Origin of the sequence: Micromonospora craniellae, from assembly GCF_014764405.1 — a bacterium.
Lineage (GTDB): Bacteria > Actinomycetota > Actinomycetes > Mycobacteriales > Micromonosporaceae > Micromonospora > Micromonospora craniellae.
The window spans coordinates 2,776,718-2,790,415 of record NZ_CP061725.1 but is presented as its reverse complement, the minus strand read 5'-3'; the positions used below and the strand labels follow the sequence as shown (position 1 = coordinate 2,790,415).

Here is a 13,698-nt window from a genome sequence, read left to right as displayed (position 1 = left end):
GGCACCATGTTCGTCGAAGCGCGCACACGTCCGGCACTCGCCGAGGTGTGTCGTCGTCTGGAGTTGTCCGACGCCGATGCTGTCCTGATACGGCATCACACGAACGCGGTGTACGCGGTCGGCGACGTGGTGGTCAAGATCGCTCCGGCGGACTTCGGCGTGGAGCGCATAAGCGCCGTGGTGGCCGTCGTGCGATGGCTGGTCGGTCGGGGGTTCCCGACTGTTGGCCTCAGCTCGCGCCTGCCACAGCCCCTGCTGGTGGGCGAGCATGCCGTGACGGTCTGGCAGCGGCTCGATCCGGCGAACGACAGTCCGGTCACCATGGGGGAGCTGGGCACGCTGCTGCGGCAGTTGCACGCCCTGCCGGCTCCTCCGGTGAGTCTGCCGACTCTGGAGCCGGTGGACAACATCCGGCGGTCAGTGCAGAGGTCGATGATCCTCACCGCTGAGGATCGTGGCCTGCTGCTGAAGCGTCTCGAACCGCTCGCGGCCCGCTGGCTCGAGATGAGCTTTCCCCGGGGCGCGAGCCTGATCCAGTCCGATCCCCAGACCCGCAACGCACTGCGCCGCTTCGACGGCACGCCGGTACTTGCCGACTGGGACGGCGCCGCCGTCGGTCCCCGGGAATGGGACCTGGCCACCGTCGCTGTGCACTGTCGCCGGTTCACCCCACCGGGCAATGCCGCCTTCTCCGACTTCACCGCCGCGTACGGCTGGGACGTCACCCCGTGGCGCGGCTTCGAGGAGCTGTGCCAACTCCGCGAACTGCAGATGATCGCCACCAACGCCCGCAAGTCCCGTCCCGGCACCGAGGCCGAGGCCGAGGTGCTCCGCCGCATCAGCGCCCTCAGACGGGGCGACCAGGAACTTCTCCAGTGGCGCATCCTTTAACTTTCCCGGCCGGCTGACGGTCAGACAGTCAGAGCGGGGCCACCGGGGCAGCCGTTCCGCCTTCAGGCGCCGGCGATACAGGTCAGGGGGCTGGACCAAGCAGGCGCGTCGAATGTCATGCAGCGGATTGCTCGTCGACGTCGAGCCGATCCAGTGTTCGGCGGACGTGCGCCATGAGGAGCGGCTCTGCTCGCTGGATCGCCCGATGAACGGGGCTCTGCGGAGGATATCGGTGGAGGATCTCCTCGATGCGCTCGGCGACCTCGAGACGTTGTCCCCACGGTCCGACCGTGAGGTCGGAGGTGACGAGCGCGTCCATCAGGGGTCCCTCTTCGAGCGGAAAGGCCGCGAGTTGGTCCGCCAGGCCGCGCTCAGCCGCCTCGATGCGGGCGCAGGTGTGATGGGCGACCAGCCCGACTAGCCGCAGCGGGTAGCCGTTACGTCGGAGGTATCGGGCACCGTCGAGGGAGTGAAGGCCGGTGTCCACGAGGTCCGGCGCATAACCGACATCATGCAGCCAGGCGGCTGCCACCAGCAGGTCACGATCAGCCGGCGCCACCGTGCTCGTCAGTTCCGTGGCCCGCCGGCCGACACCCTGGACGTGGGTCCAGCGCCGGGCCATTTTTGGGGAGTCGAGCAGACTGCCAGCAAGGTCCTTGGCGTTGGCCGTTAGGTCAGACACCCCCCGAACGTAGCCGCACAGCGGGCCGCCGCCCTACCGGCTCGGCGAGACGGTTGGGACGTCCCCGAGCCGAGGAAACGCCCCTCCGACGTCAGCCGATGTACGGTGCGGTCCGACCGTCGAGGGCGTGGTCGATGCGCAGCCGCATTGAGGGGTGGATGTCCAACTGGTCGAGTTCGGCGGGGTCTACCCAGCGAACCTGACGTGACTCGCTGGAGGTCGTCAGATTCCCACCGACAGGTCTGGCGGTGAAGCACAGCGAGAACTGCTGGCGCACCTCACCGTCGTCGTAGGCCATCACATGGTGGGGGTTGGTGTACGTACCAACCAAGCCCGTGACCTCCACCTCGATGCCCGTCTCCTCGCGAACCTCCCGCACCACAGTGTCGGAGATCGACTCACCGATGTCGTGACCACCGCCAGGAAGAGCCCACAGGTTGTTGTCGGTGCGGTGGATCATCAACAACTCGCCGTGCTCGTTACGAACGGCCGCGACGACCGACGGCACCACGCTATTGGCTTCGGGGGACTCAGGGTCGTTGAAGAAGTCCCGGCGTGGCATCCATCATCTCCCGTCGAACGCGGCTATCGCCGCATTGATGTCCGAGGTGGGTTCGGCCTGGGTCCAGACCCGGTCGAAGCTGGTGAGGTAGTGATCAACGACCCGGCCACCAGGTACGCGCCGGAGATGTAACACCGGATTGTGGGCAGCAGTGGATCCGTATACGTGGGTGTTAACCAGCATGCTCTCGTCCACTCGGAAGATGGCCTCGATCCGTCAGAGGGTCTTGCTCCCTGCCTGACCGTTTCGGCTTGACCGTTTTGTCCACCCGGTTTGGGTGTGATATCGCCACGTGTCGCTGTGGAAGCGCGAGTTCTCCGGGCCCTCGGTCACGGTCTTTCTACTGGTAGGTACAGGGGTCCAGGGTCAGGTTGTCAGTGGTAGCAGGGTGAGGCGCTGCCAGCAGAGGGTGAACGCGTCGGCCCACGGCCAGGTCTCGGGGATGGACAGGACACGCCGGCGGGCGTGGGCGGCCAGTTTCGCGGGCAGGTGCAGCAGCCGGTAACGCAGTGTTGCGGGTTCGGCGTGGGCGAGGTCGTCCTGGTCGTGCAGGCCGAGCAACCGGGTCCAGGAAGTGATGTCCGCGGCGATGTTGGCGGCGAGGACCCAGCCGCGGTTGACGGTCCAGGCCTTCGACGGCAGGTTCCGCAGGCCCATGGCCTTGTTCGTGCGCACCTTGTCTTCCACTCCTGCGTGCGAACGATGCAAAGCGTCGATCCATTGCGGCTGGTGCGAGCCCGGCACCCCGGCGATCCGGCTGATGTTGGTGGCGACGATCGCGTACCGCCAGCCGGTCCGCTTCTCCAGCGCGGTGAGATTCTTCGCGTGCCGGGCCGACGGCTTCGTGCGCCGCACGAGCAGCCGTAGCCGGCCGTTCCAGTTCTCCAGGCGCTGGTTGAGGCCGGTCAGTTCCGCGACATGCGCGGTGTCGACGGCCGTGCCGTCCTGGGCGAGGCCGTCGGTCCACGCTTCAGCAGGCAGTTGCTCGATCGCGATCTCGTCGGCGTCGGTGATCGTCCAGCCGACGGTGAACTTCACGCTGCGCCACAGCCGGTTCATCGCCTCGATGTGCTCGAGCAGGTCGTGGGTGGCACCGGCCCCATCGACCCTGATCAGAATCTTGCGCCGGTAGGCGACCGGCAACTGAGCGATCGCCTCACCGAGAACCCGGATGTGATCGGCGACCGTATTCGAGCCGGCACTGCCGGGCCGCAGCAGCATGGCCAGGCATTCCGCGGTGTTCGCACACCACGCACCGAGCGGATGGAACCCGAAACCCTTCTTGAACGTGGCCGCCGCACCCTGCTTCGGTGAGTGAGCGGTGATCAGGGTGGCGTCCAGATCGATGACCACCCACCCGGACAGCAGCTTGCCCGCCACCGTCAGCCACGGGAACCCTTGCGGGCGGCGGGCGAGCAGGGCCCATACGTGAGCGCGGACCTTCGCCCGCGCTTTGCCGATCCGTTTCAGCGCGGTCTCGTCGAGACCGGCCAACGCTCGCCGGACGGTTGGCTCCGACGGCCGATCACCGAAGACCAATCCCTGATGGGCGAGGACCGCGATGTCGGACATGCTCGTGGCGCCGAGCACGATCGCGACCGCGAGTGAGACCAGGACCGTGCCGCGATCCCACCACCCAGGGCCCTTGCCGCGCGGTAGCACCTTGTTCAAACCGCTGGTCAGACCGGTCCGATCTGCGCATTTGCGCAGCAGGACCGCACCCGCGTGACCGACCAGACCCTTCCCGCCCGCGCCGACGACCAGCCGCTGATCCCACCCGCTACCCTTACTCACCAGAAAGGTGCACCCGCTTCTGCTGTGGACATGGACTCGACACCCAAATCCTTGCAGGTCAGGAGCACCTTTCGTTTATCGCCCTCGATCAGTCAAATCGCCTCTGACTCGGGGAGGATGGACGCGTACAACGTCGTGTCGTGCAGCCGAACCTGTACACCGGGGATGGCCAAGATCGGCTCGTAGTAACGAAGGCTCAGCAGCACCCGGTGGGCGAGCCCAATGCCGAATCCCTCCTCCTCTCCGCGGCGACGTACTGCAGCACCGTTCGGGTCGGCCAGCAGAACCCGTATCCGGCAGCCCTGGCGGGCACGCTCACCGAGCTGGGTGATGTCGTGGAGTTCAGGCAGGAACAGCCCGGCGTAGACGAGGATGTCGACCGACTCCGTCGCCCGCTGGATCAGCGACCTCCACAGCTCCAGCGGCACCGCCGACCGGGACGGGTAGAACTCGACCATCTCGGCCCGCCCCGCGGAAACCGTCCTGGGGTCGTCCACGACCGTAGGCCACAGATATGTCTCGTCTACGCCCAACAGGTCCGCAGCCGCGACGCGGTGAGCGCGGTGCGGGACGCGATCGCGGGTGATCCAGCGCTCCACCGTCTTCGGGTCGACTCCAATCAGCTCCGCGCACCGTTGAGTGGTCAGCCCCTTCGCTGACCCGGCTCCCCGTAGACGATCGTTCGGCATCAGAGGTCGAGACTTGGCGAGGGACGCATAGGGGCGTTTATACCCTACCGAGACGTCCGCGACAGTCCCTGACCGGGGGTGGCCGTATCCCCACGATCGGCGATCGGATGTCGAGGCGAGGGTGATCGCCGGGGAAGAGCCTCGGTCATCCCAGCGGCCCGCTCACAGGAGCTGACGCGTTGGCATCACCTCACACGTTCAGGGGGAGAGCGCCGTGACCATCATGGCTATGAACGCCCGTACCGCCACCACCGCTTTGTCCGAGTCGCAGTCCGGGTCGCAGTTTGCAGGACTCCCCGGGTGGCGGGCACACAACCGTGCCGATCCAGACTGGTGGATCAACGAACACTTCGAGGGCCGGTCGCTCGCCGAGGTACTACGGCAGCGTGACATTTCTTCCCTTTTCCGCTTTCTCAAATCGCGAGGATGGAGCCAGGCGGCGGTCGCCGCAGCCACCGGAACCACCGAGAACCAGGTCCGAGCGGTGATCCAGGGGCGCCAGCGCGTCACCTCATATGACGTGCTCGAACGGATCGCCGAAAGGCTGGATATCCCGCGAGGCCTGATGGGGCTCGCATACGTGCCGTGATGCACGTCGACCGGAACACCGGAATCCTGCAGCCGGTTGTCACCAGTCCTGCCACTGTGAGGGCTCATCGTGACCCGCCACGGTGGAGCTAGTTCTGACTCGATGGCGACGCGATCATCGACGTCCACAAGTACATGGACGGCCGCCCGTGCCGAACCGATTGCCGAGGCGCTGCGAGACGGGCCTCCAATGCCCTGAGCCGGGTCCAACCCAGTTCGACGGACGGCCCGAGGCGGGTGCACCGCTACGCAGCCCTCGCTTCCGACTGACGTGACGAGGTTCTCGCCTGCCTCATGCCTCTGGCTACGCCCATTCAAGCTCTCGAACCAGGAAGGAACGTTGTGCCTGTTGCCCGGAGGCTTGCGCTTCTGTTGCTGATCCCGCTGGTGGCGACTTTGGTGTTCGCCTCGTGGGGTGTGGCATCGACCAGCCGTCAGGCGCGCAGTGCCGATCACCTGCAGTCGCTGGTAGCCGTGTCCGCAGCGGCGGGTGGGGTGCTTCACGAACTCGACCGGGAGCGGCAAATCGCTGCTGGGCTGGTTGCTGATCCGGCGGGTGGCCTCAACGGTTATCTCGAGCAGGTGGCGACCTCCGATCGGGCGGTGGACGCCTACCGCCAGCGCCGTGGCGAGCTCGATGCCTCGGACGCGGTGGTAGCGCAGCTGGTGGAGCCGTTCGATGAGCAGTTGCGGTTGCTGCCGGCGGTTCGGGAGCAGGTCAAGGCGAGGGCGACGTCGTTGACGGCGGTGTTGGTGCGGTATCGGGCGGTGATCGCGCAGGGGCTGGCGCTGCGGGGGACCGTGGGTCAGGTCGGCGGCGCGGATGGTGTGGTGGCTGATCAGCTGCGGGTGGCGGCGGCGTTGTCGCAGGCGGGGCAGTACGCGGGTATCCAGCAGGCTGCTGTGGCTGCCGGCAACGGCGCCGTGGTGTCGCAGGCGGTGCAGCGGGAGTTGGCCGCGAACCGTGCCGGGTATGACGAGGCGCTGCTGGCGGTATCGCAGCGGTCGTCGGCGCGGTGGCAGTCGTGGTTGGACCAGGCGTTGTCCGGACCGCAGGTCCTCGAGGCGCAGCGTCTCGACGATGAGGTGGCCCGTACTCAGGTCGGTCAGCGGTTGCGGGTGAACGCGTCGCGGTGGGCGGCGGCCAGCGGCGAGCGGCGCGATCGGCTGCACTCGGTGCAGGTTCGCGTCGATGCCGATATCGACGCCGAGGTGGGACGGCAGCGCAGGCAGCAGTGGATGACCACGGGCGTGCTGTCGGCTGTCGCGGTCGCCCTGGTCATAGCTGCGTCGGTGCTGGCGTGGCGGCAGGGCAGGGCGTTGGCGCGACGGTTGCGGCGTGTGCGCGACGCGGTGACCGGCATGGCCGAGCACGATCTGCCGGAGCTGGTGCGGCGGGTCTCGGACGCCGACCCGGCGAATCCGTCGTCGATGCCGCCGGCTCCGGCCGCGTTGGCGCCAGCGCGCAGCAGCCGGGACGAGGTAGACGAGGTCACTGCCGCGTTCGACACCCTCGCGCTGACCACTTACCGCATCGCAGGGGATCTGGCCCGGCAGCGGCGCGTGGCGTCCGCCGCGGTCGAGGCGGTGGGCCGGCGCTGCCAGGGCATGACCCATCGCCTGCTGGAAGCCCTCGACACGGCCGAGCGCGACGAGGCCGACGAGAAGACGCTTGACACGTACTTCGTGTTGGACAACCTCGCGGCGCAGTTGCTGCAGTTCGTCCAGAACTTGTTGGTGCTCTCGGGCCGCTCGGTGGGCACCGTGCATCCCGAACCGACGCCGTTGGTGACGGTCGCTCAGGCGGCGCTGGGCCGGGTCCAGGAGTACCGGCGGGTGAACCTGGGCCTCATCGACGACCGGATCCTGGTGCCGCCGGCGATGATCGACGACCTGGTGCACCTGCTGGCGTCGCTGCTGGATAATGCCACCCGCTACAGCCCGAGCGAAACGCTGATCACGGGGCACCTGCTGGGCAACCGGGTGATCATTCAGGTGACCGATACCGGCACCGGCATCACACCGGACCTGCTGGAGCGGCTCAACCGGGAACTGGCCGCGCCCGCCCCGCAGATCGAGGTGGACCACATCCGCCGGCAGGGCCTGGCCACCGTCGCGGTCCTCGCCGCATCCCACGGCTTGGCGGTGCGGCTGTTGCCGGCGCAGCCACACGGCACTGTCGCCGAGGTCGAGATCCCCGCTGAGTGGCTGCTGGTCACGATCCCCTCACCGGTCGCTCTGCCCGCTGGCCCGATCGCCGGGCGTCGCCCGCCCGGCGGCACCCCCGCCTCCACCCTCACCCTGCCCACCCCCGCCCCGACGAGCCGACCGGCGGTCGTTCCCGCACCGCGCAGGCCCGAGTCCCTGCGCGTCGGCGACAGCCCAACCCAGCCGCTGCCGACGATCACACGCCGGCCTCTGGCAGTGGAGCGAGAGGCCACCCCCGTGTTCGACGAGGCAGCGCGGCGGCGCCCGCCGTCGCCGTGGTTCGAGGACGGCGCCACAGTCCACCTGCAAGCCCCCACACCGCCGCATCCCCCTGCGGATGAGGGTACCGCGACGACGCTCAACGGGCTGCCCGTACGTCAGCCGATGGCGACGTTCACGCCGCCGCCGCTGCCCGCCCCTGAGCCACCTCGACGTCCCTCCGAGCGGCTGGCCGAGGCGGCAGCCGCCTACCAACGCGGCCTCGGCCGCCACACCCCTTCGGAAGGTCACGCATGAGCAATCACTTGAGCCAGCTGCTGAGCACGAACCTCGCCCGGATACCCGGGATCAGCCAGGCCGTGGCGGTGTCCGCCGACGGGCTGCTGCTGGCCTTCACCGGCACCCTCAACCGGGACGCCGCCGAACGGCTCGCCGCGATCGCCGCCGGCATGAACAGCCTCATCAACGGCGCGGCCCGTGACCTCGCCGGCGGCGCGGTCGAGGGAAACCTCACCACCCTGGAGAACGGGTTCCTCATGCTGGTCACCGTCAGCAGCGGCGCGTCGCTGCTGACGCTGACCAAACCCGGCGCGGACATCGCCTTCGTCACCCGCGAGTTGCACCGCTTCGCCGATCAGGTCCGCGACCAGCTCACCCCGGCCTTCGCCGGGAACCTCGCCGCCGCCGGGTACGGCCCCCGGTGACCGCGCCCAGCGCGGTGGCGGTGCGGGCACCCGCCGGGCCGCCCCGGTTGAAGATCGTGTTGACCGGTCCGTTCGGCGTCGGGAAGACGACCCTCGTCGGCGCGGTGTCCGACATCGCGCCGCTGACGACCGAGGCGGTGATGACCGCCGGGAACACCGCCGACGACACGACGCACACCCCGGCGAAGACCACCACCACGGTGGCGATGGACTTCGGCCGGCTGGAGATCAACGGCGTCACCGTCTACGTCTACGGCACCCCCGGACAGCACCGGTTCTGGTTCATGTGGGACGCGATCGTCCGCGGCGCGGTCGGCGCGGTGGTCCTGGTCGACACCCGACGACTGCAGGACTCTTTCCGCCACCTCGACTACGTCGACAACGCCGACCTGCCGTTCGTCATCGCCGTCAACCAGTTCCCCGGCGGCCACACCTACCCGGTTGACGCGGTCCGCGAAGCCCTCGCCGTCACTGCGGACGTGCCCGTGGTGGCCATCGACGCCCGCGACCGCGACAGCGTGCGCGACCTGCTCATCGCCCTCGTCGAGCACGTCCTCGCCCGCACCGCCCGGTCCCATCCCACGCGGGCCGCAGCCACGAGCCCCTGACCGGTGCCCGCGAACCCGCCATCCCCTGAACCCCTCTGGCAAGGAGCACATGATGACGACCAGATCGATGCGACGCCGGATCGCCGCGCTCGCGGCAGCCGCTGTCCTGCTCGCCGCCGCGGCCTGCACCGACAGCCCCGGCGACGCGGGCACGGTGAAGGTCGGGTTGTTGGTGTCGCTGTCGGGCACCTACACCACCGTCGGCGAGGACATGCAGCGCGGCTTCAAGCTGTACCTCGACACCCACGGCGGCAAGCTCGGCGGCCGGAAGGTCGACCTCATCGTCGGCGACGAGGGCGACGGCCCAGCCACCGCCGTCCCCGCCGCGCAGAAACTCCTCGAACGCGACCGGGTCGTCGCGCTGACCGGCCTGGTCGGCGGAGCGACGGTCGACAAGGTGCAGACCCTCACCACCGCCAAGAAGATCCCCCTGGTCGGCGCGAACGCCCGGCCGGCGTTCGCCCCGGTCGGCGGGAAGGCCCGCGACCTCACCTACACGTGGCACACCTCCTACAACTCCGACGAGCCGGGCATCGCCATCGCCTCGCACATCAAGGCGCAGGTCGGCGACGGCGAGGTGTACGCGATCGGCCCGGACTACCAGGGCGGCTACGACGAACTGCGCGGCTTCACCGACACGTTCACAAAGCTCGGCGGGAAACTCGCCAACCCCGACGGCAAGACCGTGTTCACCCCGTTCCCCACGACGGAGAACTTCCTGCCGTACCTGAACAAGGCCGCGCAGGAAAAGCCCAAGGCTGTCTACACCTTCTACGCCGGCGCCGCGGCGGTCGCGTTCGTCAAGCAGTACGCCCAGTCCGACCTCAAGGACGTCCCCCTCTACGCGGCCGGTTTCCTCACCGAAGGGTCGGTGTTGACCGCGCAGGGCCCGGCAGCCACCGGGATCCGCAACGTCCTGAACTACTCGCCGACCCTGCCGAACCCCGCGAACCAGCAGTTCGTCGCCGCGTGGTCGGCCGCCGGACACACCGGGCAGCCGACCACGTTCGCGATGGCCTCCTACGACGCCGCCGCGGTTCTCGACCGGGCACTGGCCGCAGTCGACGGCGACGTGACCGGTGAGGAGCTCAACAAAGCTATCGGCGAGGTGGGGCGAATCGTGAGCCCGCGCGGTGACTGGCAGTTCGAGCCCACCGAGCACCGGCCGGTGCAGCGCTGGTACCTGCGCGAGGTCAAGGCCGACGGGCCGGTGCTGTCCAACGTTCTCGTGCAGGACCTCACCACCCTGCCCGCCAGCTGAGCCTCAACAGCCACATCGAGAGGGGTGCCGTGCGTGGACGCCTACCTGATACCCGCGGTCGACGGGGTCGCCTACGGGCTGCTCCTGGCCATCGCCGCCGCCGGGCTGACCGTCGCCTTCGGCGCGGGCGGCGTGCTCAACCTGGCGCACGGCACCCTGATCGCGGCCGGTGGCTACGTCGCCGCCGCCACCAGCTCCGGCACCTGGACCGGCCTCGTCCTCGCGGTCCTCGCCGCGACCGTTGCCGGTGCGGCCGGCGGCGGGGTGCTCGCCGCGGCGACCGCCGCCCTGCGCGGACGGGGGCATCTCGACCAGGCGCTGCTCACCTTCGGCCTCGCCCTGGCCGGCGGTGACCTGCTCACCACCGTCTACGGCCCCGACACCCTGCGACCCCGGCTGCCCGCCGTCCTGCAGGCCACGGTCACCGTCGGCGGGCACCGGTACCCGGTCGACCGGCTCGCGGTCCTGGGCATCGCCGTCGTCGTCTGCGCCGCGGGGTACGTGCTGTTGCACCGCACCCGCGCCGGCCGGCTCGTCCGCGCCACCGTCGACGACCGGGCCATGGTCGCCGGCATCGGTGTCAACCCCCGGCTGGTCGACGCGAGCGTCCTCGTCACCGCCGGGGCACTGGCCGGGCTCGCCGGAGCGCTGTCCACGCCGATCCTCGGCGTCGGGCCGGGCACCGCCGACACCGTGCTGCTGCTGTCGCTGATCGTCGTGGTCTGCGGCCGGCTCGGCTCGGTGCCCGGCGCGGTCGCCGCCGCCCTCGCCGTCGGCGTCGTGCAGACCCTCGGCGTGACCACCTTCCCGACGGTGGCCCCCTACCTGCTGACAGGCGCCATGGCCGCGGTGCTCCTCGCGCGTCGCACCGGCCTGCCCGCGCAGGCACGCCCGTGAGCACCGCCGCGCGGGGATCCGCGGCGCCGTGGTTCGGTTCGCAGGCGGCGCGGTGGCGGTCGTGGGCGCCGGCCAGCCTCGCCGTCGCGGTCCTCTGCGCCGTCGCGGCGTCGGCAGATCCATACCTGCACGCCACCGCAGCCAGGATGCTGCCCCTCGCCGTGCTGGCAGCGAGTGTCGCCGTGGTGACCGGGCACGCCGGCCTGCCCACCCTCGCCCAAGTCGCCCCCTACGCCGCCGGCGCCTACACCACCGCCCGCCTCGCCCTGGCCGGCGTCGACCTCGCGCTGCTGCACCTGCTCGCCGCAGCCGCCGCCGGCGCGGCCCTGGCCGGGCTGCTCGGGGTGGTGCTGGTCCGCCACCGGGGCACCGTGGTGCTGATGCTCAGCCTCGCCGCCGCGGAGCTGACCGCCACCACCGCCGCGCAGTGGCGCAGCGTGAGCGGCGGCACCGACGGGCTCGCCGGCATCCCCGCACCTCGGCTGCTACCCGGCCTGCCGCCGCTGCTGGCCGACCGGGCCGTGCTGCTCTACGCCGCCGCGGTGGCAATCGCCGCCACCGCCGCGGCAGTGATCCTGCTCGGCGGGAACCGACAGATGCTGCTGGCGGCCGTGCGCGGCAACGAGGCACGCGCCGCCGCCAGCGGCCACCGCGTGTACGCCTACCTGTGGGCGGTACACACCGGCGCCGGAGCGCTCGCCGGAACCGGCGGGGCGCTGCTGATCCACACCCACCGCTGGATCACCCCCGCCGACGTCGGGTTCACCACCGCAGCCCTCGCCCTGCTCGCGGTGGTCATCGGCGGCGCGACCTCGCTGCCCGGCGCCGCCGCCGGGGCGGTCGCGGTCCTCACCGTCCGCGATGTCGCCGCCGCCGACCTGCCCGGCCACGCGCCCCTGCTCCTGGGCGCCCTGTTCGTCGCCGCGGTGTACCTGCTGCCCGGCGGCCTGACCGCCCTGCCCCACCGTCTGCACCGTCAGCGGATCCTGCCCACCCGTCTGCGCCGTCAGCGCCACCAGGACCTGCCCGCGGGCAGCGGCGCGGCCCGACCCGCCGTCAGGAGCACCCCGTGAGAACCGTCCACCGCGTCGCCGTCGAGCCGGCCCCCTCCCAGCGCAGTGCCACCGAGGTCGACCGCGCCCGCGGCAACGGCCTGGTCGCCACCGGCCTGCGCCACGCCTACCAGAAGCTGATCGTCCTGGACCTGGACACCTTCACCGTCGCCCCCGGCGACCGGCACGCGGTCATCGGCCCCAACGGCGCCGGGAAGTCCACCCTGCTCAACCTCCTCGCCGGCACCACCCGCGCGCAGACCGCGACGATCACCTACAACGGGCAGGTCATCACCCGCCGCAGCGGCGCCTGGCGGGCCCGGGCTGGCATCGGCCGCACCTTCCAACACCCCGCCGTCTACCCCGACGTCACCGTCCTGGACTGCGTGCGCATGGGCGGCTGGCACCACCGCCACCACCCCGACCGCACCCCCCTGGAAGTACTCGACCTCGTCGGCCTGATCGACCACGCCGACCATCCAGCCGCGGTCCTGTCCCACGGGCACCGCCGCATGCTCGACCTCGCCGTCGCCCTCGCCGGACAACCCCGCGTGCTGCTGCTCGACGAACCCGCCGCCGGCCTCACCGACACCGACACCGCGCGCCTGCTCGACATCCTCGGTGGGCTGCCGAGCTGGATGGCAGTGGTGCTCGTCGAGCACCACATGGACGTCGTCGCCGCCCTGGCCACCTGGATCACCGTGCTGCACCACGGCCGCCGCCACACCGACGGCCCCGCCGACACCGTGCGCGCCGACCCCGCCGTCGCCGCCCTCTACCTCGGAGCGGGAGGCGACGATGCTGCGCACCGGTGACCTCACCGCCGGCTACCACCGCGACACCCCGGTCCTGCACGGCATCGACCTGGACCTCACCGCCGTCACCGTGCACGCGATCGTCGGACCCAACGGCGCGGGAAAGACCACCCTGCTGCACACCCTCGCCGGACACCTACGCCCCACCGCCGGAACGGTGCTCTGCGACGGCCGCGACATCAGCGGCTGGCGGCCCACCCACGCCGCCCGCACCGGTGTCGCCCTCGCCCCGCAGGGCAGGCGGCTGTGGCCGTCGCTGACCGTCGCCGAGCACCTCACCGTCACCCGACCCGCCCGCCACCACCGCGGACCCGCCTTCGGCATCGACGAGGTGCTGAATCTGTTCCCCGCGCTCGCCGGACGGCTGCACCACCGGGGCCATCAGCTCTCCGGCGGGGAACAGCAAATGCTCACCATCGCCCGCGCGCTGCGCACCGCCCCCCGGCTGCTGCTCGCCGACGAGCCCACCGAAGGACTCGCCCCCACCGTGGCTGGTCAGGTAGCCGACGTGCTGCGGCGGCTACCCCAACGCGGTGTCACCGTGCTGGTCACCCTCCCGCACATCCGCGCCGCCGCCACGCTCGCCGACAGCGTGCACGTGCTGACCGCCGGACGGCTCGGCCAGCCCCTCGATGCGGGAAGCGGACAGGCCGAACGCCTGATCCGCGACCACCTCACCCTCACCAGCCCGCGCGCCGAATAGGGACAGCATGCACACCCGCCAACCC

The 13,698-nt window shown here is 70.5% G+C and carries 14 protein-coding genes; 10 read left to right on the top strand and 4 right to left on the bottom strand.

All coding sequences use genetic code 11. The features are described from left to right. Positions 1–6 precede the first annotated feature (6 nt). A complete protein-coding gene (locus ID554_RS12420) occupies positions 7–891 on the top strand; it encodes a phosphotransferase (protein ID WP_117231295.1) in 885 nt (294 codons plus the stop codon). A 115-nt stretch (positions 892–1,006) separates the two neighbouring features. Here ID554_RS12420 and ID554_RS12415 read toward each other — a convergent pair whose 3' ends face one another. The 4 genes from ID554_RS12415 to ID554_RS12400 all read right to left on the bottom strand — a co-directional run bounded on the left by ID554_RS12415 (position 1,007) and on the right by ID554_RS12400 (position 4,528). After that, a complete protein-coding gene (locus tag ID554_RS12415) occupies positions 1,007–1,513 on the bottom strand; it encodes an HD domain-containing protein (RefSeq protein ID WP_117231296.1) in 507 nt (168 codons plus the stop codon). Positions 1,514–1,664: 151 nt separating this feature from the next. After that, entirely contained in the window at positions 1,665–2,135 is a 471-nt protein-coding gene (locus ID554_RS12410; protein ID WP_117231297.1) for an NUDIX hydrolase, read from the bottom strand. Positions 2,136–2,501: 366 nt separating this feature from the next. Continuing rightward, a complete protein-coding gene (locus ID554_RS12405; protein WP_199489339.1) occupies positions 2,502–3,929 on the bottom strand; it encodes an IS1380 family transposase in 1,428 nt (475 codons plus the stop codon). 92 nt (positions 3,930–4,021) lie between these two features. Next, complete coding sequence (locus ID554_RS12400; protein ID WP_223884563.1) at positions 4,022–4,528, bottom strand: DUF5919 domain-containing protein; 507 nt, start codon at positions 4,526–4,528, stop codon at positions 4,022–4,024. Between the two features lie 313 nt (positions 4,529–4,841). Here ID554_RS12400 and ID554_RS12395 point away from each other — a divergent pair, with 313 nt between their 5' ends. The 9 genes from ID554_RS12395 to ID554_RS12355 all read left to right on the top strand — a co-directional run bounded on the left by ID554_RS12395 (position 4,842) and on the right by ID554_RS12355 (position 13,673). Beyond that, positions 4,842–5,207 carry a helix-turn-helix domain-containing protein gene (locus ID554_RS12395; RefSeq protein ID WP_117230799.1) on the top strand — a complete coding sequence of 122 codons (366 nt, stop codon included), beginning with the start codon at positions 4,842–4,844 and terminating at the stop codon, positions 5,205–5,207. A 473-nt stretch (positions 5,208–5,680) separates the two neighbouring features. Beyond that, on the top strand, positions 5,681–7,930 hold the full coding sequence (locus ID554_RS12390) for a sensor histidine kinase (protein ID WP_191088823.1): 2,250 nt from the start codon (positions 5,681–5,683) through the stop codon (positions 7,928–7,930). After that, positions 7,927–8,337 (top strand): roadblock/LC7 domain-containing protein, encoded by a 411-nt coding sequence (locus tag ID554_RS12385; RefSeq protein WP_117230793.1) that lies wholly within the window; start codon positions 7,927–7,929, stop codon positions 8,335–8,337. Before ID554_RS12390 ends, ID554_RS12385 begins: the two co-directional genes overlap by 4 nt. After that, a complete protein-coding gene (locus ID554_RS12380; RefSeq protein ID WP_223884562.1) occupies positions 8,334–8,945 on the top strand; it encodes a GTP-binding protein in 612 nt (203 codons plus the stop codon). The genes ID554_RS12385 and ID554_RS12380 overlap by 4 nt, the downstream gene beginning before the upstream one ends. Before the next feature lie 52 nt (positions 8,946–8,997). Further along, on the top strand, positions 8,998–10,206 hold the full coding sequence (locus ID554_RS12375; RefSeq protein WP_199489295.1) for an ABC transporter substrate-binding protein: 1,209 nt from the start codon (positions 8,998–9,000) through the stop codon (positions 10,204–10,206). A 33-nt stretch (positions 10,207–10,239) separates the two neighbouring features. Continuing rightward, entirely contained in the window at positions 10,240–11,103 is an 864-nt protein-coding gene (locus ID554_RS12370) for a branched-chain amino acid ABC transporter permease (protein WP_223884561.1), read from the top strand. Then, a complete protein-coding gene (locus ID554_RS12365) occupies positions 11,100–12,176 on the top strand; it encodes an ABC transporter permease subunit (RefSeq protein ID WP_117230790.1) in 1,077 nt (358 codons plus the stop codon). The genes ID554_RS12370 and ID554_RS12365 overlap by 4 nt, the downstream gene beginning before the upstream one ends. Further along, positions 12,173–12,970 (top strand): ABC transporter ATP-binding protein, encoded by a 798-nt coding sequence (locus ID554_RS12360; protein ID WP_199489294.1) that lies wholly within the window; start codon positions 12,173–12,175, stop codon positions 12,968–12,970. The genes ID554_RS12365 and ID554_RS12360 overlap by 4 nt, the downstream gene beginning before the upstream one ends. Continuing rightward, positions 12,954–13,673, top strand: coding sequence for an ABC transporter ATP-binding protein (locus tag ID554_RS12355; RefSeq protein WP_117230789.1), 720 nt, complete (start codon positions 12,954–12,956; stop codon positions 13,671–13,673). The genes ID554_RS12360 and ID554_RS12355 overlap by 17 nt, the downstream gene beginning before the upstream one ends. Positions 13,674–13,698: the final 25 nt, after the last annotated feature.

What these genes read in the sequence shown, in the direction of transcription:
- ID554_RS12375 (WP_199489295.1), top strand. Translation starts at nt 8,998, where the DNA reads ATGACGACCAGATCGATGCGACGCCGGATCGCCGCGCTCGCGGCAGCC.
- ID554_RS12415 (WP_117231296.1), bottom strand. Translation starts at nt 1,513, where the DNA reads ATGGCCCGGCGCTGGACCCACGTCCAGGGTGTCGGCCGGCGGGCCACG.
- ID554_RS12410 (WP_117231297.1), bottom strand. Translation starts at nt 2,135, where the DNA reads ATGCCACGCCGGGACTTCTTCAACGACCCTGAGTCCCCCGAAGCCAAT.
- ID554_RS12420 (WP_117231295.1), top strand. Translation starts at nt 7, where the DNA reads ATGTTCGTCGAAGCGCGCACACGTCCGGCACTCGCCGAGGTGTGTCGT.
- ID554_RS12395 (WP_117230799.1), top strand. Translation starts at nt 4,842, where the DNA reads ATGGCTATGAACGCCCGTACCGCCACCACCGCTTTGTCCGAGTCGCAG.
- ID554_RS12355 (WP_117230789.1), top strand. Translation starts at nt 12,954, where the DNA reads ATGCTGCGCACCGGTGACCTCACCGCCGGCTACCACCGCGACACCCCG.
- ID554_RS12385 (WP_117230793.1), top strand. Translation starts at nt 7,927, where the DNA reads ATGAGCAATCACTTGAGCCAGCTGCTGAGCACGAACCTCGCCCGGATA.